Raw genomic sequence first — 26,128 nt, 5'->3', positions numbered from 1 at the left:
AGCCACGTGAGCGTCAGTTGAGGCCATTAGGGTTAAGGAACGGCAAAAAGGCCGGTCCGGTCCCGTGGCTCGGGGTCAGGCCAGCGCGCGGGCCGCCTCGAGGACCGCCTCGGCATGGCCGGGTACCTTCACCTTCGGCCAGACCTGGGCGATGCGCCCGTCGCGGTCGATCAGGATCGTGGTCCGCTCCACGCCCATGTAGGTCTTGCCGTACATGCTCTTCTGGACCCAGACGCCGTAGGCCTCCAGCATCGCCTTGCCCTCGTCGGAAGCCAGGGGGAACGTCAGCCCGTACTTCGCCCGGAACTTGTCGTGGCTCTTGACCGAATCCGGGGAGACGCCGACGACGACCGTCTCGGCGGCCGCGAACGCCTCGCCGAGGGCGTTGAAGCCCTGGGCTTCGAGGGTACAACCGCTGGTGTCGTCCTTGGGGTAGAAGTAGAGGATGACCTTGCGGCCTCTGAGCCCGGTGAGGGTGATCGTCTCGCCACCCGCACCGGGAAGTTCGAACGCGGGGGCGGCTTCGCCGACGACGAGGGGCATCATGCCTTCCTTTCGGCCGATTGATGGTGTGGCCATGGACGGGGTGTTACCGGCGCCGACGGACCGGACGACCGGGGCGGGGAGGCCCCGGCCAGGACGCCACGGCCACGGCGGGCCGAACACGACGGACGGATGGATATCTCGGGTCGGCACGCCGATCCAGCGGCGCAAGGATTGATGGTTCAGGAAACCGCCCACGGACCGCGCCGTACGCGTCGGCCCAACCGCCTGCGCCCGTTGCGATGGTGCGCCCTCGTGATGGTTCTGCTCGTCGTCGCGGTGGGCAGCGGCATCGTGCGCCTGGCATCGGGACCGCTGCGCATCGAGGGGCTGTCGGAGCAGGTCACCGCGGCGATCGCGTCGCGGATCGGTCCGGGCTGGCGCGTCGCCCTGCGCGACAGCGCCCTGCAGCTCGACGCCGAGCGATCCCTCGCCCTGGAGGTGAAGGGGCTCGATGTCATCAATCCGGAAGGCGCGCTCGTGATGAGGGCGCCGGCCGCGGTGGTCAGCATCGATACCTGGAGCCTGCTGCGGCTCTCGGTGCAACCGCGCTCGATCGAGTTCCGCGACCTGCAGATGACGGCCCTCGTCCATCGCGACGGGTCGATCGCCTTCGCGGCCGCCTCGCCGGGACATCCCGGCGAGGCGCAGCCGCATACGCTCCCGAGCGTCGACGCGGCGCGCGGCGTCGTCTCGCCGCTCTCGGCCTCCGTCGCCTCGATCTTCGGGATCGTTCTCGATTCCGCCGGGGTGGTCGGCGCCCTCGACCGGGCCCGCATCACCAACGGCAAGCTCACCCTCATCGACGACGACGCCCGCGAGCGGGCGGTGTTCGACCGGGTCAACGCCCTGTTCAGCCGGGATGTCGCCCGCAACGCGCGCATCTTCGAACTGCGGATCGACGGTCCGCACGGGGAATGGCGGCTCGGCGGCAACCTGCAGGAAGCGGCCGGCGACCTCGCAGCGACCGGTGGCGACCCCGACGAGACCGACGCCACCCTCAGAACGACGCGCGGCGCGCGGCGCAGTGGCGTCATCACCCTCGACGACCTGCCGGTCACCGATTTCCTGCTGCTGTCGGGCCAGTCGAAACTGCCCGTGACCACCGACCTGAAGCTCTCGGCCAAGGCCGACGTCGTCCTCGACGGAGGCCGCATCGAGAGCATGCGGGTGGGGCTGCACACCGGCGGCGGCAACCTGCTGATCGAGGAGAAGGACTTCAACCCGGTTACCATCGAGAGCCTGCGCGCAGCCGCCACCTGGGACGAGGCCGCCCGATCGATGCAGATCGAGGAGATCGACTATCGCGGCGCGGGCAACGCCGTGCGCCTCGCCGGCGCCTGGACGGCCGGCCCCGCCGGTGCGGAGACGGATTGGTCACTGGCCTTGTCGGGGCGCGACGCGGTCCTGCGCGGAGCCACGCCAAAGGACCAGCCGGTCGCCGTCGCGAAGCTCGACGCCAGGCTCGTCGGCCGGGCCGGCGGCATCACCATCGACGACCTCACCATGGAGGCCGGCGGCGGCCGCGGCCGGATCACCGGCAGCATCGGCACGGCCGCGGACGACGACGGGCTGACGCTGCACATCACCGCCGGCGGCACGGACGGACGCACGGCCCTGCGCCTGTGGCCCGAGCACGTGGCCCCGCCCGCCCGCAATTACCTCGTGGACAACCTGCGTGGCGGCAAGGTCGAGGCCGTCGACATCGTCGTGGACATGAGCGCTGCGGAGCTCGCCTCGGCCACCCGTGGCGAGCCGATGCCGGACAATGCGGTCAACATCCGCTTCTCCGTGGCCGACGCGGTCCTCGGCGTCTCGCCGGACGCGCCACCCTTGAGCCAGGGCAGGGCCACCGGAACGATCACCGGGCAGAGCACGACCATCAAGGGCGTCACCGCCGAGATCCGCATGGCGGACAACCGCAGCCTGGCCATCTCCGACGGCTCCTTCGTCATCAAGGAGATCACCCCCGACAAGGTGGTGGCGCAGATCGGGCTCAAGCTCGGCGGCGGGGCCGACGGATTGGCGGCCCTCCTGCAGACCAAGATGTTCAAGAGCGTCACGGGTGCGGACATCGAGCCCGCCAACGTCAAGGGCCACGCCGACCTGAGGATCGATTTCCCCCTCGACCTCAAGAACATGCCCGATCTGGCCGACCTGCCGGCGACCATGACCGGAACGCTCACCGACCTCAGCTACGACAAGGCCTTCGGCAAGGACCGCCTCGACGCCGGCCGGTTCACGGTCGCCTACGACCGCAACGGCTTCACGTTGAAAGGGGACGGAAAGGTCGCCGGCGCGCCCCTCACGGTAGACCTGCGCCAGCCCAAGGCCGGCGGCGTGGGCGAGGTTCTGGTCAACCTGTCCCTCGACGAAGCTCTGCGCGCGCGCAAGGGCATGCCGGTGGCGCCCCAGCTCAGCGGTTCGATCCCGACCCGGATCACGGTGCCGATCGGCCGCAGCGGCCCGGCCAAGAGCCATATCCGGGTCGAGGCCGATTTGACGAAGGCGGGGATCGACGTCACCGGCCTCGTCAAATCGGCCGGCAAGGCCGGACGCCTGACCTTCACGATGGTCGATGGCGGCCAGGGCGGCGGCATGGAACTGCGCGACATGGTTCTCGACGCCGCGCCGGGCTCGGCCCGCGGCAACGTGGTGCTCTCGGCCGACGGGGGGCTCGAGCGGGTCGAGCTCTCGTCGCTCAAACTGTCGCCGGGCGACGACATGCGGCTGCAGGCCGAGCGGGCCGGGGCCGGCTACAAGCTCGTCGTCAAGGGCCAGGTCGCCGATGCCAGGCCGTTCCTGAAGAGCCTCGGCGGTCCCGACGGGAAGCCGTCCAAGGACGGCGCCGTCAAGGACGTCGATGCCGACGTCACCCTCGCCATCGTCACCGGCTTCAACGGCGAGGTCCTCACCGGCGCCACCTTCCGCGTGACGACGAAGGGCAAGGACATCCGCAGCGCCCAGTTCGCCGGCAAGTTCCGCGGCACGCCCTTCCAGGCCCAGATCTCCCGCGGCGAGCGCGGCGTGCCGACCCTGGCGGTGGAGGCCGCCGATGCCGGCGCGACCCTGCGCTTCGCCGACATCTACCGGCGGATGTACGGCGGCAGCCTGTCCATGAGCAGCGCCCTGAACGATGGCCCGCAGGCCGGGGTCGTGCGCATCACCAACTTCACCCTGCGCAACGAGCCGGCCCTGTCGAGCATCATCGCGCAGGGGCCGACCACCAGCGAGGTCGTCGATTCGCGCGGGCGCAAGCAGGTCGTCCAGGGCCAGGGCAGCGAGGTCAGCTTCGACCGGCTGCGGGCCAATTTCACGCGCACCGGATCCCGCGTCGACTTCACCGACGCGGCGATCTCGAATGCCGCGATGGGCTTCACCCTGAGCGGCTTCCTCGACACCAGCCGCGAGCGCACCGACGTGAAGGGCACCTTCGTGCCGCTGTACGGGCTCAACAACGTGGTCTCGCAGCTGCCGCTGTTCGGGCAGCTCCTCGGCGGCGGCAACAACGAGGGGCTGTTCGCCCTCAACTTCCGCGTCTCGGGGCGCCTGACGTCGCCGGACGTGAGCGTCAATCCGCTCTCCGCCCTGGCGCCGGGCATCCTGCGCAAGCTCTTCAGCGCGGGCGGCGAGGGGCCCGAGACGACGGGCAACAACGGACAGCGCGGCCGAAGCGACGGCGAACGCTGACCGCCGCGGCCCGGGGATCCTTATCCGTCGAGGCGCTCGTCGCCCAGGAACTCGATGCCGAATCCCGACAGGCCGACGTAGGAGCGCGACGAGGTCGCCAGGTTGCGGATCGAGGCGATGCCGAGATCGCGCAGGATCTGCGCGCCCAGCCCGACCTCTCGCCACTGGCGCACCCGCTGGGCCTCGACGCCTTCGTCGACCACCCGCGAGAGCGGAACGCCGGCGCTGCCGTCGCGCAGGTAGACGAGGACCCCGCGTCCCTCCTTGGCAAAGCGGCGCATCACGGCCTCGATCTGCTTGCCGCCCTCCATGACGTCGGCGACCACGTTGGACCGGTGCAGGCGCACCAACACGTCGTGGCCGTCGCCGATCCGGCCGTGGACGAAAGCGAACTGCTGCACGGTTTCGAAGGGGGTGGTGTAGGCGTAGCCGGTCATCTCGCCGAACTCGGTCTTGACCGGGAAGCTGCCGACGCGCTCCACCAGGGTCTCGCGCGCCTGGCGATAGGCGATGAGGTCGGCCACCGAGACGCGCTTGAGGCCGTGCAGGTCCGAGAACGCCTCGATCTGAGGGCCCTTCATCACCGTGCCGTCGTCGTTGGCGAGTTCGCAGATCACCCCCACGGGGGGCAGGCCGGCGAGCTTGCACAGGTCGACCGCCGCCTCGGTATGGCCGGAGCGCATCAGGACGCCACCCTCCTTGGCGATGAGCGGGAAGACGTGGCCGGGGCGAACGAAGTCGTCCGCGCCCATGTTGCCGTTGGCGAGCGCGCGCACGGTGTTGCAGCGCTGCTCGGCCGAGATGCCGGTGGTGAGCCCGTGCTTGACGTCCACCGTCACCGTGAAGGCGGTGCCCAGAGGCGCGTCGTTGGAGGCGACCATCGGCGAGAGGTGGAGCCGCCGCGCCTCGGCCTGGGTGAGCGGTGCGCAGACGATGCCGCAGGTGTTGCGGACGATGAACGCCATCTTCTCGGGCGTGCACAGGGAAGCCGCGACCACGAGGTCGCCCTCGTTCTCGCGATCGTCGTCGTCGGTGACGACCACGATCTCGCCGCGGGCATAGGCCTCGATGGCCTGCAAGACGTTGGTATGGGGCACGGGGCTACTCGTCGTCGATCCGGTTGCACGCCTCTCCCGTCACGGGACGGAGAGGGATGTGGGGACGGCCGAGACGATGCCTGCCAAACCGAGACAGCACCGACCGCCGATCCGTCCCGCGCACCCGCGCCGGGCCGCCCGGCAGGGTTCGCAGATGGGCTCAGCCGGGTTTCCCGACCTGCCCCCGATGGCGCAGATAGTGATCCGCCAGCACACATGCCATCATCGCCTCGGCCACCGGCACGGCGCGGATGCCGACGCAGGGGTCGTGGCGGCCCTTGGTCACGAGGTCGACGTCTCGGTTGTCGCGGGTGACGCTCATGCGCGGGGTCAGGATCGACGAGGTCGGCTTCACCGCGAAGCGGCAGACGATCGGCTGGCCGGTGGAGATGCCGCCGAGCACGCCGCCGGCGTGGTTGGCGAGGAAGGTCGGCCCGCCGCCGTTGCCCGAGCGCATCTCGTCGGCATTGTCCTCGCCGCGCAGGGCGGCGCTCGCGAAGCCGTCACCGATCTCGACGCCCTTGACGGCGTTGATCGACATCATCGCGGCGGCGAGATCCGCGTCGAGCTTGCCGTAGATCGGCGCGCCGAGGCCGGGGGGAACGCCCTCGGCCACCACCTCGATCACCGCGCCCACCGACGAGCCGTCCTTGCGGATGCCGTCGAGATAGCCCTCGTAGAAGGCGGCCGCCGTGGCGTCGGGGCAGAAGAACGGGTTGCGCGCGACCTCGTCCCAGTCCCACCTGGCGCGGTCGATGGCGTGCGGCCCCATCTGGACCAGGGCGGCCTGGATGATGATCTCGCCGGGCAGCACCCGGCGGGCGATGGCCCCGGCCGCCACCCGCGCGGCGGTCTCGCGCGCCGAGGAACGGCCGCCGCCGCGGTAGTCGCGAAACCCGTACTTGGCGTCGTAGGCGTAATCGGCGTGTCCCGGCCGGTAGCTGTCGCGGATCTCGGAATAATCCTTCGAGCGCTGATCGGTGTTGGCGATCTCCAGGGCGATCGGGGTGCCGGTGGTGAGCTGGACGCCGCCGGTGCGGTCGTCCGCGAACACGCCCGACAGGATGCGGACCTCGTCGGCCTCGCGGCGCTGCGTGGTGAAGCGCGACTGGCCGGGCTTGCGCCGGTCGAGCTCGGCCTGGATGTCGGCGGCGTCGATGGGGATGCCGGGGGGGCAGCCGTCGACGACGCAGCCGAGGGCCACGCCGTGGCTCTCGCCGAAGGTGGTGACGCGAAAGAGATGGCCGAAGGTATTGTGCGACATGTCCCTCCCGCTCTAGCGCGGGTTTCCCCGCAGGGCCAGCACGGGCACGCGACTCAGGGGCGCGACAGCACGCCCCCGGTCATCGCCTCGCGCACGCCGGTCGTGCTCGGGAAGGTGATCGGCAGCCCCTGCATCGAGCGCACGGCCAGGTGCGCGAAGGCCTGGGCCTCGAGGTAGGCCGAGGACCAGCCGATGGCGTCCGCCGTCGTGATCTCGGCGCGCAGGTGGTAGTTCAGGAGCCGCACCAGCTCGCCGTTGCGGGCGCCGCCGCCGGCGACGATCCAGCGGGTGGGGATCTCGGGGGCGTGGTCCAGCGCCCTCGCCACGGCGCGGGCGGTGAAGGCGGTGAGCGTGGCCGCACCGTCCTCGGTGGAGAGCTGCCCGGCGAGCTTGTGCGAGAACCAGTTGCGGTCGAGCGACTTCGGTGGCTTTCGCGCGAAGAACGGATGGATCAGGAGCCAGGCCAGCAGCGGCTCGTCGGGGCGTCCGCGGGCGGCGGTGCGGCCGCCGTCGTCCAGCGGCCGGCCGGTGCGCTCGCGCATCCAGTCGTCGATCAGCGCGTTGCCCGGCCCGGTGTCGAAGGCGACCACGTCGCCGTTCGAGGCGATCAGGGTCGCGTTGGCGACGCCGCCGATGTTGAGGATGCCGAGCGCCCCGCTGAAGCCGGAGGCCTTGGCCAGCGCCTTGTGGAACACCGGCACCAGGGGCGCCCCCTGGCCGCCGGCCAGCACATCGGCGTGGCGCAGGTCGGAGACGACCGGGATGCGCAAGCGCCGGCTGAGCGCGGCACCGTCGCCGATCTGCACGCTCATGCGCTGGTCGGGCCGGTGGACCACGGTCTGGCCGTGGAAGCCGATCACGTCGATGTCGGCGGGCGTCAGGCCGTTGTCGGCGAGGAACGCCTCCACCGCCTCGGCATGGGCGGCGGTGACGAAGGCCTCGGCTTGCGCCAGGCAGCCCGGACGCTCGTCGCGGTCGGTGACGCCCTCCGAGTCGACGAGCGCCCGACGCAGGAGTTCGCGATCCTCGTCCGTATAGGCGCGGTAGCCGGTGGGACCGAGGGGTTCGAGATAGCCGTTGTGGCTGTGGACGACATGCACGTCCTCGCCGTCGGTCTCGATCAGCGCCACGTCGACGCCGTCCAGCGAGGTCCCGCTCATCAGGCCGATCGCCCGCACCATCGCCATCCGCCGTGCCTTTCCCAGTCCGGGCTGCTAAGAGCCCGCTCCACCATTGCGTGACCAGCGGGCTAGCACGCGGGCGTGGGCGTGTCGCGCCACCGCTCCGGGCCCGCCCCAGACGAGACGGCTTGATCCGATGTCCGCCCTGACCTCCGACTTCCTGCGCATCCTCCAGGAGCGCGGCTTCATCCACCAGTGCTCCGACCTCGACGGGCTCGACGGCGCCCTGAAGGCCGGACGGATCACCGCCTACATCGGCTTCGATTGCACCGCCGCCTCGCTCCACGTCGGCTCGCTCGTGCAGATCATGATGCTGCACTGGCTCCAGGCGACAGGCCACAGGCCGATCGTGCTCATGGGCGGCGGCACCACCCGCATCGGCGATCCCACCGGGCGCGACGAGGGCCGCAAGGTGCTCTCGGCCGAGGACATCGAGGCCAACAAGGCCGGCATCGCCCAGGTGTTTTCGAAGTTCCTCACCTTCGGCGACGACGCGGCCCTGATGGTCGACAACGCCGAATGGCTGAGCGGCATCAACTACCTCGACTTCCTGCGCGACGTCGGCCGGCACTTCTCGATCAACCGGATGATGTCGTTCGACAGCGTGCGCCTGCGCCTGGAGCGCGAACAGGAGCTCTCGTTCCTCGAATTCAACTACATGCTGCTGCAGGCCTACGACTACGTCGAGCTCAACCGTCGCTACGACGTGACCCTGCAGATGGGCGGCTCCGACCAGTGGGGCAACATCGTCAACGGCCTCGATCTCGGCCGGCGGATGGGCACCAAGCAGCTGTTCGCCCTGACCACGCCGCTCTTGACCACGTCCTCGGGCGCCAAGATGGGCAAGACCGCCGCCGGCGCCGTCTGGCTCAACGCCGAGATGCTGAGCCCGTACGATTACTGGCAGTTCTGGCGCAACACCGAGGACGCCGACGTCGGCAAGTTCCTGCGCCTCTTCACTCTTCTGCCGATGGCGGAGATCGCCCGGCTCGCCGCGCTCTCGGGCGCCGAGATCAACGAGGCGAAGAAGGTGCTGGCCAGCGAGGCCACCGCGCTGATGCACGGCCGCGAGGCGGCGGACGCCGCCTCCGAGACCGCGCGCAAGACCTTCGTCGAGGGCAGCGTGGCGCAGGACCTGCCGAGCGTCGCGGTGCCCCGCGCCGCCCTGGAGGCGGGGCTCGGCGTCCTCACCGCCTTCGGTCCCGAGCAGGCCGGGCTGGTGCCCTCCAACGGCGAGGCCCGGCGCCAGATCAAGGGCGGGGGCCTGCGCGTCAACGACCTCCAGGTCACCGACGAGAAGGCGGTCCTGACCTTGGCCGACGTGACGGCGGACGGGGTGATCAAGCTCTCGTTCGGGCGCAAGAAGCACGTGCTGCTGCGGGTGGGGTAGGGCGGCTCAGGGTCCCCACGGAAATCAGTGCGTCGATCCACCGAGCTTTGACAGGTCGAATCGCGTCGCGAGACGACGCACTGATTTCCGTGGGAGCCCTTACCGCCCCATCAGCGCGTCCATGTGGGCGGCGACCGAGCGGCCGAGGCCGGTGAGGTCGTAGCCGCCCTCGAGGATCGAGACGACCCGGCCGCCGGCGTGGCGGTCGGCGATCTCCATGAGGCGGCGCGTCGCCCAGCCGAAATCGCTCTCGTCGAGGCGCAGGTGGGCCAGCGGGTCGAGGCGATGGGCGTCGAAGCCCGCCGAGATCACGACGAGGTCCGGCGCGAAGGCGGCCACGCGCGGGAGGATGCGGGCCTCGAAGGCCTCGCGGAACACCGGGCCGTCGTCGCCGGCCGCGAGCGGCACGTTGACGATGGTGTCGTGGTCGCCGCGCTCGGAGGCTTTTCCGGTTCCCGGGTAGAGCGGCATCTCGTGGGTGGAGGCGTAGAGCACCGCCGGGTCGTCCCAGAAGATGTCCTGCGAGCCGTTGCCGTGGTGGACGTCCCAGTCGATCAGAGCGACGCGGGAGGCGCCGAAGGTTTTTCGCGCATGACGGACGGCGACCGCGGCCGTGTTGAACAGGCAGAAGCCCATCGCCTGGGCGCGCTCGGCATGGTGCCCGGGCGGACGCATCGCCACGAAGGCGTTCGCGCATTCCCGCGCCATCACCGCATCGACGGCGTGCACGGCGCCGCCCACCGCCCTCAGAGCCGCCTCGAGGGTGCCCGGCGACATCAGGGTGTCGTTGTCGATCTGGACGAAGCCCTCCCGCGGCGACCGCTCGACGATGGCGCGGACGTAGGCCTCGGGATGGGCGAGGGCGACGACGGCGGGGTCGGCGAGGGGAGCCTGCGCGCGCAGCAGGCTGGCAAAGCGCTCGTTCTCGAGGACACGCTCGATGGCGCGGATGCGGTCGGCGGATTCCGGGTGGCCGGCGGGCATCGCATGGTCGAGGGCCGCGGAATGGCTCACGTACAACGTCGTCACGGCGTCCCCCCGGCGGCTCATCGACCGCTCTGTCACCCTGCCGCAACAACCGAAGCAATTGCGCAACGGTTCGGCCGCTCGACCCTACGCCGAGACGACGCGAGAGGTTAAGATTGTTTTCATCCCGACGAACACGGTCCTCGAACCTGAAGGCGGGCTTTTAGACAGGCACGTCCATGCGCTTTCCCGTTCCGGTCATGATGGCCGTCCTCGCGTCCGCCACCCTCGCGGGCTGCAACAACAGGACCGCGCAGACACCGCCGGTGGTCCAGGTCGCCGCCGCGACCCCCGCGGTCCCGTTGTCGCCCGAAGCCCGCGACAAGGAATGGATGAAGCTCGCCCCGCAGGGCGGCGTCGACCCGAAGATCGCCCGCACGATCGTCGACAACCCGACGAAGGAAGCCCCCGGGACGATCGTGGTCGTCACCAAGGAGCGCAGGCTCTACTACGTGCTGCCGGACGGCAAGGCGGTGCGCTATCCGGTGGCCGTCGGCAACGCCGGCATGGCCTGGGCGGGCACCGCCAACATCGACCGCAAGAGCGAGTGGCCGGACTGGAACCCGCCGCCGGAGATGCTGGCGCGCCGCCCCGAACTGCCCAAGCGCCTGGAGGGCGGCCCGACGAGCCCGATCGGCGCCCGCGCGCTCTATCTCGCGGAAGGCAAGAAGGACACGCTGTTCCGCATCCACGGCACCAACGAGCCCGAGAAGATCGGGCAGGCCGTGTCCTCCGGCTGCATCCGCATGCTCAACGAGGACGTGGTCGATCTATACGATCGCATCCCGATCGGCACCAAGGTGGTGGTGCGCTGAAGACGGGACGGTCCTATTCGGCTTCCGAGGGCCAGTCTTTACCGTTCGTTAAGCATGTTTTGGTCAGGTGCTGACAGAACGCGAGGACACAGCGATGTCGGAAGCCGCCCGTCAGTACCCCAGCCAAGAAGCCCCCGCCCGGCAGGCGCCCGGCCCCCTGCGGGACTGGCTGACGGCCATGAAGGCGGCCACGGCTCTTCCCGCCGAAGCGGCGGCCGAACCGGCCCCGCAGCAGGCGGCCTCGTCGTGGTCGCCCCGGGTCGTCACGCCCCCGCCCCCCGCGCAGCCGGCATCCGAGGCCCGGCCGACCGCCTCTCCCGACGTCGAGGGCGACGTCGCCGACCTCATGGCCGAGAACATGATGCTCAAGGCCAAGCTGCGCATCGAGGAAGACCGCTACAAGGACCTTCAGTCCATCCTCGCCCAGGAGCTGCGCGACCTGCGCGCGCACATCGACAGCGAGATGGACGAGCTCAACGAGATCCGCGCCGAGCGCGACCTGTGGATGGCGCGGGCCGAGACCCTGGCCCAGCCGCTGTTCCAGAAGCGCTGAGGCGGTGCCGGCCGCGGGGTAGGACGCGGCCACCGGGCGTCACCACCGATACGACGAAGGGCCGCCCGAACGCTCGGGCGGCCCTTCCATTGCCGAACCACTCGTGTCCGGCCGAACGTGGCTCCATTGCTCTGGCGAGATCAGTCGATCAGGCCGGAGGCGACGGTCCAGGTCCGGTGAGCCGGGGAGAGCGGCTGATGACAATGAGACACTGGATCACCTCCTTTCGTTCGTTGCGATGACGGGAAGGTAGGCGGCGAATGCGGCGTTGAAAAGCCCTGCGGCGGGCCTGCGCGGTCTCGCCGCTGGCCCGGCGATGCAGGTGGCTCCCCCGGCCGCGGCGGCGTAAGACGTCGGCATCGTCATCGTCGACCGACGGACCAGCCCAAGGCGCCATGCTGTCGAACACCACACGGCCGGACCCCGGCGACGGCGGGATCGCCCCCGAACCGGATACCGCCCTCGATCCCGATGCCATGCGCCGGCCCTTGAGCGACGCGTGGTACTGCGTCGGTCGCTCGGACGCCGTCTCGGGCACCCGTCTGAAGGCGGTCGACCTCGACGGAGAGCAACTCGTCCTCGGGCGCGACGCCGCCGGGCAGCCCTTCGCCCTGCGCGACCGCTGCCCCCACCGCGGCATGGCCCTGTCGAAGGGTCGCTTCGACGGCGAGGGGCTGACCTGCCCGTTCCACGGGTGGCGCTTTGGCCTCGACGGCCGCTGCCGCGACGTGCCGACCCTGTCCTCCTCCGACCAGGCGGACTTCTCGAAGATCGCGGTCCAGCGTTTCCCCGTCCGCGAGAGCGCCGGGTTCCTCTGGGTCGATCCCTATCTCGGTCCGGCCGGCGGCGACGTTCCCGCCCCGCCGGAACTCGGTTTCGAGGCCGCGGGCATGGCCGTGGTCGAGCTCGTGGTCGAGGCCTCCTTCGACCTCACCACGCTCAGCCTGGTCGATCCGGGCCATGTCGCCTTCGTTCACGACTCCTGGTGGTTCAGGCCCTCGAAGACCCTGCGGGAGAAGGTGAAGACCTTCACGCCGACGCCGCACGGTTTCACCATGACGAGCCACGGCACCACCACGAGTTCGCCCGTCTACAAGCTCCTGGGCGGGGCGCCCCAGGTCGAGATCGAGTTCCGCCTGCCGGGCGTGAGGCTGGAGCGGATCGAGGCCGGAGCGAAGCGCGTGGCCAACTACACCTTCGCCACGCCGCTCGGCCGCAACCGCACGATGCTGACGAACGCGCTGTACTGGAACATGCCGGCCCTCAGTCTCCTGAAGCCCGTCGCCGGCGTGCTGATGCGCCAGTTCCTGACCCAGGACCAGCAGGTGCTCCAGCATGCCCAGGCCGGACTCGACCGCAAGCCGACCATGGTCCTGTTCGGGCAGGGCGACCTGCCCTCGCAATGGTACTTCCGGCTGAAGCGCGAGGCCCTGACCGCGCAGGCGGAGGGAAGGGCCTTCCGCAACCCGTTGGCCCGGCAGGAACTGCGCTGGCGCTCGTGAAGGGGCCGGCATGCGGCTGAAACCTTTCGCCCCGCCGTTGCGTAGGCGGGGTGTCCGGGTTCGAGCCGAGGGGCCAGTCGCTTGCCGCAGCACTATGTCGTCCGGCGCTCCCGCCTCGGGCGGTTCAACTTTACCCTGCTGGCCAACCACGGCCGCATCACCGGCGTCGTGACGGTTCCCACCGAGAACCGGTCCAAGGCCGAGGTCGAGCAGGCGGCGCACGACAAGATCCGCGCCCTGGCCGCCGAACTCGCCGCAGCGACCTCGGCGCCGACCTGAGCGGCCGCACGCGACCGCGCCTTGACGACGGACCGGCCGTGGCCATCTCGTTTCTGATGAAACGGCGAAGCCTGATCGCGACCATGAGTGCGGCCACGATGATGACCCTCGGGGGTGTCGGCTATGCCGCGCACCGCCGCGGGCGCAACCCCTATTACAGGGGGCCGCAGAGCGACCACTTCGACGGCCTGCGCTTCCACTCCCCGCAGCAGCCCGCCGACAAGGAGTTGGGCGACCTGTTGCGCTGGCAGCTCTCCCGTGCCGGAGAGGCGTGGCCGCGCCAGTTCCCCAGCCCCTACGCGCCCGACAAGCCGCCCGAGCGTTCGAAGGCCCTGCGGGTGACCCTGATCGGGCACGCGAGCTACCTGTTCCAGGTGGCGGGCCGCAACATCCTGGTGGACCCGGTCTATGCCAAGCGCGCGAGCCCACTGCGCTACGCCGGTCCCAAGCGCGTCAACCCGCCCGGGATCGCCTTCGCCGATCTGCCGCCGATCGACGTGGTTCTGATCACCCACAACCACTACGACCACCTCGACGGCCCCACCGTCGCCCGCCTGTGGCAGGAGCACCAGCCCGTAGTCGTGGCGCCGCTGGGCAACGACGTCATCCTGAAGAGCTACGACGACACGATGGCGGTGATCGTGCGGGACTGGCACGAGGCGGTCGACCTGGGCGGCGGCGTCACCGCGCATCTGACCCCCGCCAACCACTGGTCGGCCCGGGGCGTCAACGACCGGCGCATGGCGCTGTGGTGCTCCTACGTCCTGACCGGTCCGGACGGCGTGATCTATCACTCCGGCGACACCGGTTTCGGCGACGGCGCGATCTTCCGGGATGCGCGGGCGCGCTTCGGAGCACCGCGCCTCGCGACCCTCCCGATCGGCGCCTACGAGCCACGCTGGTTCATGGAGAGCCAACACATGAACCCGGCCGATGCGGTCGACGCCGCCGTCTTGCTCGGCGCGCATGAGGCCCTCGGGCACCACTGGGGCACGTTCCGTCTCACGGACGAAGGGATCGAGCGGCCGGCGGAGGCCCTGGCCGTCGCGTCCTCGGAGCGCGGCGGAACCGTCCCGTTCGTAGCGATGCGGCCGGGCCAGGTCTGGCGGGCGTGACGCAAGTCTGGCAGGCGTGACGCAGGTCTGGCGGGCGTGATGCAGGTCTGGTCGACGTAGCGTATTCGGCCCGTCGACGGCCGGATCGCCGCCACGAGGACTGTCGAGGCGACAGTCCTCGTCTCGGATCGCCAACCGCGTGAATGGTTAATTAGGACTTCGTCTGCAGGTTATCCCGCAGGGAGGGCCGTCCTCCGCGCGGACCGTCCGATGCCGTTCTCCCGAAGCCTTACCGCCAAGATCATCCTCCTCGCGGCGGTCGCGATGACGGCCCTGTCGGGATTGCTGTGGCTGGCGACGGCCGGGGAGGTGGCCGACCAGCTCGACCTGCGCCAGCGCCAGGAAGGCGAGCGCCACCTGCGCACCCTGGCGCTGGTGTTCGATTCGCGGGTCGACGGCAGCCGGCTCAAGCTCGACGGGGACAGGATCGCCTCGGTCTCGGCTCCGAGCCTCGCCGCCCTGTCCGACATGGCCATCGTCGACATGGCGGTCGCCTACGCCGGCGGGACGGCCACGGTGTTCACCTACGACAAGGAGCGCGACGCCTTCGTGCGCCGCATCACCACGGTCAAGAAGGAGAACGGAGAGCGCGCGGTCGGGACGGCGCTGGCCTCCGACCATCCCGCCCAGGTCAAACTGAGGGCCGGCACCGATTATCGCGGCCGTGCCACCCTGTTCGGGCGCGAGTTCTTCACCGTCTACCAGCCGACCTTCGACGGCGGCGGCCAGGTCAACGGCGTCCTGTTCGTGGGTCTGCCCCTCGACCCCTACACCGCGCTCTATCGCTCGACCATGACCACCATGGCCCTGGCGGCGTTCGGCATCACGCTGGTCGGCTGTCTCCTGGTCGGCTTCGTCGCCATGCGGCTGCTGCGCCCGCTGTCCGCCATCGCCCGTCGCACCGGGACGCTCGCACACGGCGACATCGACAGCCCGATCGGCTTCGAGACGCGCCGCGACGAGGTCGGGTCGATCGCCCGTGCCCTCGACGGCCTCCTCGACACGAGCCGGCAGGCCCGCATGCTGGAGGCCGACCAGCGTGCCGCCTCCAGCGACGACCGGAGTCGTCGCGCGCGCCTCGACGGCGAGATCGAGCGGTTCCGCAGGACCGCCTCCGATGCGGTCCGAAGCTTCGGCGACCGCATGAGCGCGATGCGCGGGCGCGCCACTGACATGGCCTCGCTGTCCAACGAAGCCTGCCGCGCCGCCGAGGGCGCCGCCGCCGGCTCCCGGGAAACGTCCGCGCACGTCCAGACCGTGGCGAGCGCCTCCGAGCAGCTGTCGGCCTCCATCGGCGAGATCGGCGCGCGCATCGCGCACGCCAAGCGCGAGGTCGAGGGGGCTTTCGAGGAGGCCGCCGCCACCAACCGCCAGATCGGCGATCTGTCCGCCACCACGCAGCGGATCGGCGACGTCGTCGGCCTGATCCGCGCCATCGCCGAGCAGACCAACCTGCTCGCCCTCAACGCCACCATCGAGGCGGCGCGCGCCGGAGACGCCGGACGCGGCTTCGCGGTGGTGGCCTCCGAGGTGAAGCAGCTCGCCAGCCAGACCGCCAAGGCCACCGACGAGATCGCCAGCCAGATCGCCTCGGTGCAGATGTCGACGGGCACCGCCGTCGACGCCATCGGGCGGGTGACCGGCCGCATGGCGACGATCAGCGCCACCACCGCCGACCTCGCCGATGCGGTCACGGCCCAGGGTGCGGCCACCGGCGAGATCTCGCGCAACGCCGGCGAGACGGCCGGCACCGCGGTCGCTATCGCCCGCGACCTCGATACCGTCACCGGCGTCTCCCAGCGCACAGCCGCCATGGCCATGAGCGTGCAGGAGACGGCGACCTCGGTGGAGACGGTGGCCGCGGGGCTGGAAGCGGAGATCGACCGCTTCCTGCGCGCCGTCGCCGCCTGACGCCGCCCCGCAAGCGGGAGGGCGTTCCGCGCCTCGGGTTCCTAGAAGTAGGACCGCAGCGGCCCGCGACGGCGCACGTCGAGGGTGGCGCAGTGGAACGAGCCGCCGAACGGCCCGTACGACAGGAACGGCGCCGGGATCGGGTCGAAGCCCCAGTCCTTCAGGGCCTTGATCAGCGTCGGCTGGCTGGCGTCGACGACGATCTTCTTCTCGTCGATGGCCAGCACGTTGATCGAGGTCCAAGGCGAGCACATCGAGATCTTGCTCATGAAGCCCTCGACCGGGTCGGGCCGCGGAGCGATCAGCACGTCCCACTTCTTCAGGACCGCCGGCAGCTTCTCGACGTCGATGTAGTCGGGGTTCACCAGCACCTTGCCCGGCGCCAGCGGCATGAACGACGAATCGATGTGCATCGGCTGCGGGCAGCGGCTCTCGATCTCGTGGATGCGGAACCCCGGGCCGAGGTGGCGGCGCAGCCACTCGATGCCCATCAGGTTAGTGACGTTGGAGCGGGTCACGAAGAGGTCGCGCCCGCAGCGCACGAAATCGGCGGCGTCGAAGACCGGTTCGAACTCGTTGACCGTGAACTGCATCGGTTCGCCGGCCGCCAGGTTCGGCACGCGGTAATCGTAGTTGTAGAGCTTGTCGGACAGTTCGGGCCGCGGCGCCGAGGTCCAGCGGGCACCGGCGCGGAAGTATTCCTTGAACAGCGACCGGTAGGCGTCACCCTCGAAGTAGCGCGAGCGCCAGCACATCGGCGACTCGATGATCTCGTCGCCGATGACCAGGTAGGGGTCGCGCGGACAGGCGACGCAGAAGCCGCGGGAGGACCAGCGCGGAGCGTTGTACTTCTTCGAGAAGTCGATCGAATCGGGCCGGCGAACCTTCACGCCTTCGCCCGCCAGGATCGAGATGAAGTTGTCGAGCTCCTGCTGGGCGAGCTTCTTCATGAACTTCGGGTAGCGGAAGCCGGCCGCGAACCGGTAGAACGGCTGCGCCGCCCGCGGCAGGTTGAAGATCACCGTCAGGTGGTGGGAGGGGATCGTCGCGCCGTCGAGGCTGCCGACGATGACCTCCTCCAGCGGGTCCCACTCGTTCCAGGCCATCACCGGGCTGTGCGGCACCGGCGTTCCGGTCCGATCGGTGGACGCGTAGGCGCCGATGCGCGCGTCGTCGCGCACGGAATCGTCCGCCGTGATGTGGGAATCGCGGTCCATGTCTCTGATCATCCCCTAAGCGTCCGGCGCGGCGGTTTGTCCTTCGAGTCCCGGGCTGCCTGAACCATGGGTTTCGGGCAGCCGGACCTGTGCCGCTTTGATCCGCACTGTGTCCCCGGGGTGATAGACAACGCCGCGCAAAGCTGCAACTTGCCTCGATGCTCATCGGTCCCGGCGGTCACTAGTCGAGCGGTATCGCAGCGTTACCACGACCTCTCATCTTCGCCGCCGGTCGAAAGGGGATCATGAAGCGACTGACGACACTGGCTTTGATCGTCGGCCTCTGCACGGTCGTCGGCCTATTCCTGTCTTCCGGCCCGGAAGACGTGGCGGCCGCGGTGGCGAGCGCAGGCTGGGGTGCGCTGATCGTCGTCCTCGCACGGGTGTTCGCCGTCGGCTGGGCGGGACTCGGCTGGTTCGTGATCTTCCCCAAGGCCGATCGGCCGAGCCTGTGGGACTGCGTGGTCCTCCGCTTCGTGCGCGAGGGCATCAACACCCTGCTGCCGGTGGCCCAGGTCGGTGGCGACCTCGTCGGCGCCCGCCTGCTGACCCGGCGCGGCCTGGGCGGCGGGCTGGCCGGTGCCAGCATGTTCGTCGACCTGATGACCCAGGCGGTGACGCAGTTCCTGTTCACCATCGCGGGGCTGGCCGCCCTGATCTGGATCGCCGGCGACGGCCCGGTGGTGCGGACCGTCGCCAGCGGCCTCGTCCTGGCCGCCCCGGCACTCGCCATCTTCTTCGTGATCCAGCGCCGCGGCGGGCATCTCCTCGTCCAGCGCCTGCTCAACCGTTTCGCCGCCGGCCGCGACTGGCGGGCCCTGGGGGCCGTCGACGTGCTCTACGAGGGCCTGCGCCGCCTCTACGGCGCACCCATGCGGGTGGGAGCCGGCATGGGCGTCCATCTCGTCGGCTGGCTGATCGGCACGGTCGAGGTCTACGTCGCCCTCCATTTCATGGGCTATCCGGTCACCATCCTCGAAGCCATCGTGATCGAGAGCCTGGCCCAGGCGGTCCGCGGCGCGGCCTTCGCGATCCCCGGCGCCCTCGGCGCCCAGGAGGGCGGACTCATCGCCCTGTGCGCGATCTTCGACATTCCGGCCGAGGTCGCCCTGGCCCTCTCCCTCGTCAAGCGCCTGGCCGACCTGCTCGTCGGCGTGCCCGGATTGTTCGCCTGGCATGCCCTCGAGGGCCGTCCCGGGAACGACCCCGAGCGGGGAGGGGCCGTCGCCGATTCCCATCGCGGCGACCGCCAGACGGCCCCCTACGAGGCTGCGAACGAGCCAGGCCAGGCGCCGTCGTCGCCATCGGCGCAAGCCGACGGTGGGAGACTCGCAGAGAAGGGAAGCCTTGCCGAGACAGGAAGGCTCAGAAAGTGCGCCTGAGGGACGTTCTGGCAGGGGTGGCGTTGGCGGCGGCCCTCTCCCTCTCCGGTCTCACGACCGTCGCGGCCGCCGACGATCCCGCGGTTGCGACGGTGACCGCCGTCTATGCCAGCTTCGAGACCGCCCTGAAGGGCGGTGGCGGCATCAAGGACCGTCTCGCCGCCATCGAGAAGACGATGGCCGAGACCTTCGACTTTCCGGCGATGGTACGGGTCGCGGTCGGCCCGAAGTGGAAGAGCTTCACCCCCGAGCAGCAGGGGGCGCTGACCGAAGCCTTCGCGCAGTACTTTTCGACGACCTACGCCAATCGCCTCGCGCAGGCCCAGGGCGGCAAGTTCACGATCAAACCGGCCAGCGAGCCGCGCGGGACCGGCCGCTCCGTCGAGACCGAGGTCGCCAACGGCGACGGCGACACCTCGCAGATCGACTTCCTCGTGGGCGCCGGCAACCGGGTCCAGGATGTGTATCTCAACGGCAACGTCAGCGAACTCGCTGCCATGCGGGCGAGCTTCGGCGACAGTTTGAAGGCCGGGGGGGCTAACGAACTCCTCAAATTCCTACGAGAACGGACGACGGGAATGCTCGCCGCCAAACCGGCGCCTTGAATTCCGGCGATCGACGATCTCGTGCCGCCCGTCGGCACTCCTCACGCGCCCCGTGACCCGAGCGAATTTCCATGGACCTGACCTGGCTGTCTTCGCTGTGCCTGCTGCTGGCGTTGGCCGGTTGCGTCTACGGCCTCGGCGCGGCGCATCTGGCCGGCCGCTTCGCCCGTCGGGCGCCGGCCACCCTGCCGGACCCGGCGCCGCGACCGTCGGTGACGCTGCTCAAGCCGCTCTGCGGGATCGAGCCCAACCTCTACGAGAACCTCGAGACCTTCTGCCGTCAGGGCTACGCCGGCCCGGTCCAGGTGGTCTTCGGCGTACAGAGTGCCGCCGACCCGGCGATCGGGGTGGTGCGTCGGCTGGCCGATGCCTATCCGGCGGTCCGGCTCGACCTCGTGATCGATGCGCGCCAGCACGGCGCCAACCGCAAGGTCTCCAACCTCATCAACATGGCGAGCCACATCGCCCACGACGTGGTCGTTCTGGCCGACAGCGACATGGTGGTGCGGCCGGACTACCTCGACCGCATCGTCGCCGAACTCTCCGTCGAGGGCGTCGACGGGGTCACCTGCCTCTACCACGGCGTCCCGGCCAACCGGAGCGTGTGGGCCCATCTTTCGGCGCTGGCCATCGACGTGCAGTTCCTGCCCAACGTGGTGATGGGCACGGCACTCGGCCTCGCCCGCCCGTGCTTCGGCTCGACCATCGCCTTCACCCGGGCCGCCCTCACGCGGATCGGCGGCTTCGAGACGTTCCAGGACGATCTCGCCGACGATTACGCCATCGGCGAGGCCCTGCGCGCGGACGGCGGCGTGGTCTCGATCCCGACCTTCACGGTCGGCCACACCTGCGTCGACACCGATCTGGCCGGCCTGTGGCGGCACGAGCTGCGCTGGAACCGGACCATCCGCAACGTCGATCCGCTCGGCTATGCCGGGTCCATCGTCACCCATGCCTTTCCCCTCGCCCTGATCGGCGCCCTGATCCCCGGTGCCGGGCAGCATGCCCTGGCCGTGGCCGCCCTGGCGCTCGCCTGCCGCATCGTCCTGTGCGTGCGCCTCGAACGCGCCTTCGGCCTGCCCGCGCACCCGTATTGGCTGTTGCCGATTCGCGACATCCTCTCCTTCGCGAACTTCGCCTGGAGCTTCGTCTCGGGTGCGGTGACATGGAAAGGTCACGATTATCGGGTGGTTGCGGACGGCACCCTGATCCCGGAACGAAGCCTCGGCCGCGACGCTGGCGCGACGCCGCTCTGACGCCCGCCGCTCACTCGACACCCGCCCATCCCGTACTCTCGCTGAGGCCTTGAACCCCATGCGCACGCTCTTCCTCCAGGCCCCCACCTTCGACGGTTTCGACGGCGGCGCCGGTTCCCGCTACCAGGCCAAGCGCGAGATCAAATCGTTCTGGTACCCGACCTGGCTGGCCCAGCCCGCCGCCCTGGTGCCGAACTCGAAGCTGATCGACGCGCCACCGCACAACATCAAGCTCCACGAGATCGTTGCCCAGGCCAACGACTTCGACCTCGTGGTGCTCCACACCTCGGTTCCGTCCTTCAAATCGGACGTGAAGACCATCGAGGCGCTGAAGGCGGCCAATCCGAAGCTCATCGCCGGCCTCATCGGCGCCAAGGTCGCCGTGGATGCCGCCGGCGCCATGGCCCAGGCGCCCTGCGTCGACTTCTGCGCGCGCAACGAGTTCGACTTCACGGTCAAGGAAGTCGCCGACGGCACGCCGATGTCGGAGATCAAGGGCCTGTCCTACCGGGACGCCGACGGTGTCGTGATCCACAACGTGGACCGCGAGATCATGACCGACATGGACCAGCTGCCGTTCGTCACCAGTGTCTACAAGCGCGACCTGGAGATGGAGAAGTACTTCATCGGGTATCTCAAGCACCCCTACATCTCGTTCTACTCCGGCCGTGGCTGCAAGAGCCGCTGCACCTTCTGCCTCTGGCCGCAGACGGTCGGCGGCCACACCTACCGCACCCGCTCGGTCGCGCACGTGATCGAGGAGATCAAGTACTGCCTGAAGGAGTTCCCCCAGACCAAGGAGTTCTTCTTCGACGACGACACCTTCACCGACAACCTGCCGCGTGCCGAGGAGATCGCCCGCGAGCTCGGCAAGCTCGGCGTGACCTGGTCGTGCAACGCCAAGGCCAACGTGCCGCGCGAGACGCTGAAGGTGCTCAAGGAGAACGGCCTGCGCCTGCTTCTGGTCGGCTACGAATCCGGCAACCAGCAGATCCTGAACAACATCAAGAAGGGCATGCGCGTCGAGGTCGCCGAGAAGTTCACGAAGGACTGCCACGACCTCGGCATCGCCATCCACGGCACCTTCATCGTCGGCCTGCCCGGCGAGACCCGCGAGACGATCCAGGAGACGATCGCCTTCGCCAAGCGCATCAACCCGCACACGATCCAGGCCTCGCTGGCCGCGCCCTACCCGGGCACCTTCCTCTACAAGCAGGCGGTGGAGAACGGCTGGCTCGACGTCGCGAACGCCGAGCTCGTCGACGAGAACGGCGTCCAGATCGCGCCGCTTCACTACCCGCACCTGTCGCATGCCGAGATCTTCGCGGCGGTGGAGGAATTCTACCGGAAGTTCTATTTCCGCGCCCCCAAGATCGCCTCGATCGTCTCCGAAATGGTCCGCTCGCCCGACATGATGAAGCGCCGCCTGCGCGAAGGCGTCGAGTTCTACCGCTTCCTCAAGGAGCGCCAGGGTACCGCCAAGGCCGCCTGAGCGACCGAACCTCTCCATTCCAACGGCGGCCGGGCTGAAAAGCCCGGCCGTTCTGCATTCGAAAGGGGTCCGGGGCCGAGGCCCCGGCAGGTGCGGGGCGGAGCCCTGACCTAGACCTGTCGCAGGGCTTCGCCCTGCACCCACGAGAGGGCTCGCCCTCTCGACACCCCGGAGTCGAAGTGTGAGACACCTCGTCGTCACGGCCGACGATTTCGGCTTGAGCCTTCAAGTCAACGAAGCCGTGGAGCAGGCCCATCGCGAGGGGATCCTCACGGCGGCGAGCCTGATGGTGTCGGCACCGGCCGCCACCGATGCGGTGGCGCGGGCGCGGCGCATGCCGTCGCTGCGCGTCGGACTGCATCTGGTCATGGTCGAGGCCTGGCCGACGCTACCGGCGTCGGACCTGCCCGACCTCGTCGGTGCGGACGGACTCATCCGCCGGGACATGGGCCGGCTCGGCCTCGATCTGGCCCTCAAGCCGAGCGCCCGCCGCCAGCTCTCGGCGGAGATCGCGGCGCAGTTCGAGGCCTACCGGGCCACCGGCCTGCCGCTCGATCACGTCAATGCCCACAAGCATTTCCATGTGCATCCCCTGATCGCCGGCCGGGTGCTCGCCATCGGCCACGGATACGGGATGCGCGCCATCCGCGTCCCGCGCGAGCCGCGGGCGATCCTGCGCGCCGCCGAACCCGGATGCGAGCCGAAGCCGGCCCTCGACATCGCGCCCTGGGCCGCGCTGCTGGCGGTGCGGGCCCGCCAGGCCGGCCTGCTGATCCCGGACCGCACCCTCGGCCTCGCCTGGTCCGGCGCGATGACTCCGGCCAGGGTCGCCGGCCTGCTGCGACACCTGCCGGACGGGCTGACCGAGCTCTACACCCACCCCGCCACCGGCGCGGGCTTTCCCGGCGAGGCACCGGGCTATGCCTACGCCGCCGAGCGCGACGCGCTGGTCGCCCCGGACGCGATCACGGCGATCGAACGATCCGGCGCGGTCACGGGCGGCTTTTCGGATTTTTCCTGATCCGACCCCGACCGTCGCGCTGGACGAGCCTTCGCGACGGTCGGGATCCGTGTCTCTCGCGGACGGCAGGCAGGTAAGGGCTATTTCACCGCCATCGGCTCGGACCGCGCCGGCTTGCGGCCGGGGACAGCGTCGTCACCTTCCGGGCGCTTCGGGTCGGGCTGCTTCGGCGGCGGGCCGAGGAAGGCCGGGACCACGAAGAAGGCCGCCACCAGGGTGAAGAACAGCGACAGGGCCAGCAGCTTGCCCATGCTCGCCGTCCCCGGGTGGCTCGACAGCACCAGCGAGCCGAAGGCGGTCCCCGTGGTGAGTGCGGAGAAGAAGATCGCCCGCGTCAGGCTCGAGGCCAGCATGTCGACCACGCCGGCCCGCCAGGCGATGACGTAGTAGATGTGGAAGGCCACGCCCACCGCCAGCATCAACGGCATCGCGATGATGTTGGCGAAGTTGAGCGGCATGCCGACGATGTGGAGGGCCATCAGCGTCCACAGCGTCGCCAGCACCAGGGGGCCCAGCGTCATCGCCACGTCCCAGGGTTTGCGCAGGGCCACCGACAGGATGATGAAGATGAGGACGAGTGCGGTGAGCGCCGCCTGCACGAAGGCGCCGAGGATCGTGTAGCTCGACGAGGTCGTGGCCACCGGCGCACCGGTGGCGTGGGGCGCGACGCTCTGCACCTCCTTGGCGAAGCGGCGCAGCACGACGTTGTCGTTGGCGTCGCCGCTCGGATGGACCTCGATGCGCGAGCGGCCGTCGCTGGTGATCCACTCCGCCTTGAGCTGCGGCGGCAGGGTGGCGATGGACAGGACCTGCGGGTTGAGGAGGCCGCCGAGGCGGGTCAGCAGGGTCTTCAGGTCGGTCGTGATCGCGACGTTGGCCGCTTCGCGCATGGCGGCGGAGCCGGCGGCGAGCTTCTCGAGGGTGGCCGCGAGCTGGCCGGCCGCCTTGGCGCCCCCGGACGGGCCGGTGGCGATGCCCTTTAGCGCGGTGGCCCCTTCCTTGAGGGCCTTGACCGTATCGGCATCCGTGGGCGGCGGCGGCTTGCGGGCCGGGTTGAGGATGGGGCCGAGCAGCTGGGCCGCCTCGATGACGATCGCGCGCTTCTGCTCCTGGTCCGGCGGGACGAAGGTCTGGATGTCGATAACGCGGGCCACCGAGGGGAGGGCGCGCAGTTTCGCCGCCAACTCGGGCACGGCCTCGACGGAGGGGGCGATGACGTCGATGAGGTTGGGGCTGGTCTCGGGATCCTTGATCAGATCGAGATAGGTGGCAATCGATTCGACCTTGGGGCTGCGCAGGTGCATCGGGTTCGAATCGAACGGCAGCTTGAACAGCAGCGGGATGCCGGCCACCGTGATCAGGCCGACCACGATCAGCACCGCCTTGCGATGTTCGATGATCCAATGGTCGACGCCCGCCATCCAGGCGGTCTCGACGGCACGCTTCTCGATGCGCGGCTTCATGACGGCGATGAGGGCCGGGAGCAGCGTCAGGGAGAACAGATACGCCACCACCATGCCGACGCCGGCGATGAGGCCGAGCTCGGACACGCCGCGAAAGGCGGTGGGCAGGAAGGCGAAGAAGCCTGCGATCAACGAGATCGCGGCGAGGGTCAGCGACCAGCCGACGCCTCGGGCCGCCGCCCGGATGGCGGAGGGGATGTCGGGCTGCTCGAACCGGTCGGCCCGGTAGCGCACGGCGAACTGGATCCCGAAATCGATGCCGAGGCCCACGAACAGCGCCGCGAACGCCACCGAGATCGGGTTGAGCTCGCCGACCATCACGAGGCCGAGGGCCGCGGTGACGATGAGGCCCGAGAAGGTGGTGATCATCACGGCGACCACGAGGGCGCCGGACCGGAGCGCCAGCCACAGGAACAGCAGGATGGCGCCCACCGTCACGAGGTTGTTGAGCAGCGCGTCGTCGGCCAGGGTCGCGAACTCGTCGTCGGAGACGGCGACGGGGCCGGTCAGGCGCAGGCGCAGGCCGTGCGCATCGTCGATCTTGAGGTCCTGGGCGATGCTGCGGATCAGCACGGTCGCCTCCGCCCCCGGCTGCAGGGCATTGAAGTCGAGGACCGGCTGGATCATCACGAACTTGCGCAGCTCGGTGCTCTGGGTCTTGCCGTTGGAGAGCAGGAGCTGCCACGAAAGGCGCGCCGGCTTGCCGGCCATCACCGTCTGCAGCGTCTCGTCGATCCGGGTCATCGGACCCTCGAGGTCTTCGATCTTGGCGTCGCCGCTCTTGATGCCCCGCGCGCCGAGGCCGAGGACGCGCATCAGGCCGCGCAGGGTCGGGTCGGCCGCGAGGGGCCCGAGCAGGCCCTGCTGCTGGATCAGCTGTTCGGTGGTCTTGGTGAGCTCTTCCTGCGACATGAGAAGGAAGCCGTTGCGGTCGTAGAACGGGCCGCCATCGGGCCGGTAGACGGTCTCGATCCGGTCCTTGTTGCCGGCCAGGGCCTTGGCCAGAGCGGCGGCCGCCTCCTCTGCGGTCTCCGGGGTGCTGCCGTCGATGACGGCGACCAGCGTGCCGGTGCGCTGCGGGAACGCCTTCTCGAAGTTGATCTCGTCCTGGCGCCAGGGAACGTCCTTGTCGATCAACCGCTCGACATCGGTGTTGATGCGGAACAGATGAGCGGCGAGACCGACGCTCGCCACCGTGAGGACGGCGATCAGACCGATGACGAGCCAGCGACGCTGGACGGAGAACGCAACGAGCCGTTCGATCACGAGTACCCTGCCTGCCTATCGGGGCCGTCCTGGACGCGCGGCCGCATCGGAACGCCCGGC

Annotated in this window: 20 protein-coding genes; 13 read left to right on the top strand and 7 right to left on the bottom strand. The window is 69.8% G+C overall.

Annotated elements, in window-relative coordinates:
• Positions 1-75: 75 nt before the first annotated feature.
• Complete coding sequence (locus ASG59_RS07090) at positions 76-543, bottom strand: peroxiredoxin (protein WP_056408066.1); 468 nt, start codon at positions 541-543, stop codon at positions 76-78.
• A 258-nt stretch (positions 544-801) separates the two neighbouring features.
• Here ASG59_RS07090 and ASG59_RS07085 point away from each other — a divergent pair, with 258 nt between their 5' ends.
• Positions 802-4,233: a DUF3971 domain-containing protein gene (locus ASG59_RS07085; RefSeq protein WP_347379676.1), complete on the top strand. Its 3,432-nt coding sequence runs from the start codon at positions 802-804 to the stop codon at positions 4,231-4,233.
• A 20-nt stretch (positions 4,234-4,253) separates the two neighbouring features.
• Here ASG59_RS07085 and ribB read toward each other — a convergent pair whose 3' ends face one another.
• From ribB to ASG59_RS07070, 3 genes are all read right to left on the bottom strand, one after another.
• Complete coding sequence (gene ribB, locus ASG59_RS07080) at positions 4,254-5,330, bottom strand: 3,4-dihydroxy-2-butanone-4-phosphate synthase (protein ID WP_055885654.1); 1,077 nt, start codon at positions 5,328-5,330, stop codon at positions 4,254-4,256.
• A gap of 160 nt (positions 5,331-5,490) precedes the next feature.
• The gene (aroC, locus tag ASG59_RS07075) at positions 5,491-6,594 is read right to left on the bottom strand and encodes a chorismate synthase (RefSeq protein ID WP_055885651.1); all 1,104 of its coding nucleotides are present in this window, start codon (positions 6,592-6,594) and stop codon (positions 5,491-5,493) included.
• 53 nt (positions 6,595-6,647) lie between these two features.
• Positions 6,648-7,781 (bottom strand): anhydro-N-acetylmuramic acid kinase, encoded by a 1,134-nt coding sequence (locus tag ASG59_RS07070; RefSeq protein WP_200938207.1) that lies wholly within the window; start codon positions 7,779-7,781, stop codon positions 6,648-6,650.
• 130 nt (positions 7,782-7,911) lie between these two features.
• Here ASG59_RS07070 and tyrS point away from each other — a divergent pair, with 130 nt between their 5' ends.
• Entirely contained in the window at positions 7,912-9,165 is a 1,254-nt protein-coding gene (gene tyrS, locus ASG59_RS07065) for a tyrosine--tRNA ligase (protein WP_056407733.1), read from the top strand.
• A 99-nt stretch (positions 9,166-9,264) separates the two neighbouring features.
• On the opposite strand, the gene ASG59_RS07060 is transcribed toward tyrS, so the two are convergent.
• On the bottom strand, positions 9,265-10,194 hold the full coding sequence (locus ASG59_RS07060) for a histone deacetylase family protein (RefSeq protein ID WP_056407732.1): 930 nt from the start codon (positions 10,192-10,194) through the stop codon (positions 9,265-9,267).
• 176 nt (positions 10,195-10,370) lie between these two features.
• Here ASG59_RS07060 and ASG59_RS07055 point away from each other — a divergent pair, with 176 nt between their 5' ends.
• The 6 genes from ASG59_RS07055 to ASG59_RS07030 all read left to right on the top strand — a co-directional run bounded on the left by ASG59_RS07055 (position 10,371) and on the right by ASG59_RS07030 (position 16,366).
• Positions 10,371-11,006, top strand: a complete 636-nt coding sequence (locus tag ASG59_RS07055) for a L,D-transpeptidase (protein ID WP_055885641.1) — start codon at positions 10,371-10,373, stop codon at positions 11,004-11,006.
• A 94-nt stretch (positions 11,007-11,100) separates the two neighbouring features.
• A complete protein-coding gene (locus ASG59_RS07050; protein ID WP_056407730.1) occupies positions 11,101-11,559 on the top strand; it encodes a hypothetical protein in 459 nt (152 codons plus the stop codon).
• Between the two features lie 395 nt (positions 11,560-11,954).
• Positions 11,955-13,061: an aromatic ring-hydroxylating dioxygenase subunit alpha gene (locus ASG59_RS07045; protein WP_056407727.1), complete on the top strand. Its 1,107-nt coding sequence runs from the start codon at positions 11,955-11,957 to the stop codon at positions 13,059-13,061.
• An 81-nt stretch (positions 13,062-13,142) separates the two neighbouring features.
• Complete coding sequence (locus ASG59_RS07040; protein WP_055885633.1) at positions 13,143-13,340, top strand: hypothetical protein; 198 nt, start codon at positions 13,143-13,145, stop codon at positions 13,338-13,340.
• A gap of 56 nt (positions 13,341-13,396) precedes the next feature.
• Entirely contained in the window at positions 13,397-14,455 is a 1,059-nt protein-coding gene (locus ASG59_RS07035; protein ID WP_055886382.1) for an MBL fold metallo-hydrolase, read from the top strand.
• Between the two features lie 210 nt (positions 14,456-14,665).
• Entirely contained in the window at positions 14,666-16,366 is a 1,701-nt protein-coding gene (locus ASG59_RS07030; protein ID WP_055885631.1) for a methyl-accepting chemotaxis protein, read from the top strand.
• A 41-nt stretch (positions 16,367-16,407) separates the two neighbouring features.
• On the opposite strand, the gene ASG59_RS07025 is transcribed toward ASG59_RS07030, so the two are convergent.
• Positions 16,408-17,583 carry a hypothetical protein gene (locus ASG59_RS07025; protein WP_055885628.1) on the bottom strand — a complete coding sequence of 392 codons (1,176 nt, stop codon included), beginning with the start codon at positions 17,581-17,583 and terminating at the stop codon, positions 16,408-16,410.
• A 245-nt stretch (positions 17,584-17,828) separates the two neighbouring features.
• On the opposite strand from ASG59_RS07025, the gene ASG59_RS07020 reads away from it, so the two are divergent.
• The 5 genes from ASG59_RS07020 (at position 17,829) to hpnK (ending at position 23,339) form a co-directional block, all read left to right on the top strand.
• A complete protein-coding gene (locus ASG59_RS07020; RefSeq protein ID WP_082528663.1) occupies positions 17,829-18,965 on the top strand; it encodes a flippase-like domain-containing protein in 1,137 nt (378 codons plus the stop codon).
• An 8-nt stretch (positions 18,966-18,973) separates the two neighbouring features.
• On the top strand, positions 18,974-19,570 hold the full coding sequence (locus tag ASG59_RS07015; protein WP_244472396.1) for an ABC transporter substrate-binding protein: 597 nt from the start codon (positions 18,974-18,976) through the stop codon (positions 19,568-19,570).
• 71 nt (positions 19,571-19,641) lie between these two features.
• Positions 19,642-20,826 (top strand): bacteriohopanetetrol glucosamine biosynthesis glycosyltransferase HpnI, encoded by a 1,185-nt coding sequence (gene hpnI, locus ASG59_RS07010; protein ID WP_056407725.1) that lies wholly within the window; start codon positions 19,642-19,644, stop codon positions 20,824-20,826.
• Positions 20,827-20,884: 58 nt separating this feature from the next.
• On the top strand, positions 20,885-22,318 hold the full coding sequence (gene hpnJ / locus ASG59_RS07005; RefSeq protein WP_056407724.1) for a hopanoid biosynthesis associated radical SAM protein HpnJ: 1,434 nt from the start codon (positions 20,885-20,887) through the stop codon (positions 22,316-22,318).
• Between the two features lie 181 nt (positions 22,319-22,499).
• Positions 22,500-23,339, top strand: coding sequence for a hopanoid biosynthesis-associated protein HpnK (gene hpnK, locus ASG59_RS07000; protein WP_056407722.1), 840 nt, complete (start codon positions 22,500-22,502; stop codon positions 23,337-23,339).
• Positions 23,340-23,419: 80 nt separating this feature from the next.
• Here hpnK and ASG59_RS06995 read toward each other — a convergent pair whose 3' ends face one another.
• A complete protein-coding gene (locus tag ASG59_RS06995; protein WP_056407719.1) occupies positions 23,420-26,068 on the bottom strand; it encodes an MMPL family transporter in 2,649 nt (882 codons plus the stop codon).
• Positions 26,069-26,128: the final 60 nt, after the last annotated feature.

This window comes from Methylobacterium sp. Leaf466, from assembly GCF_001425565.1.
GTDB lineage: Bacteria > Pseudomonadota > Alphaproteobacteria > Rhizobiales > Beijerinckiaceae > Methylobacterium.
Note: the sequence above shows the minus strand (reverse complement) of the source record. Positions and strands in the feature narration are given on the sequence as shown.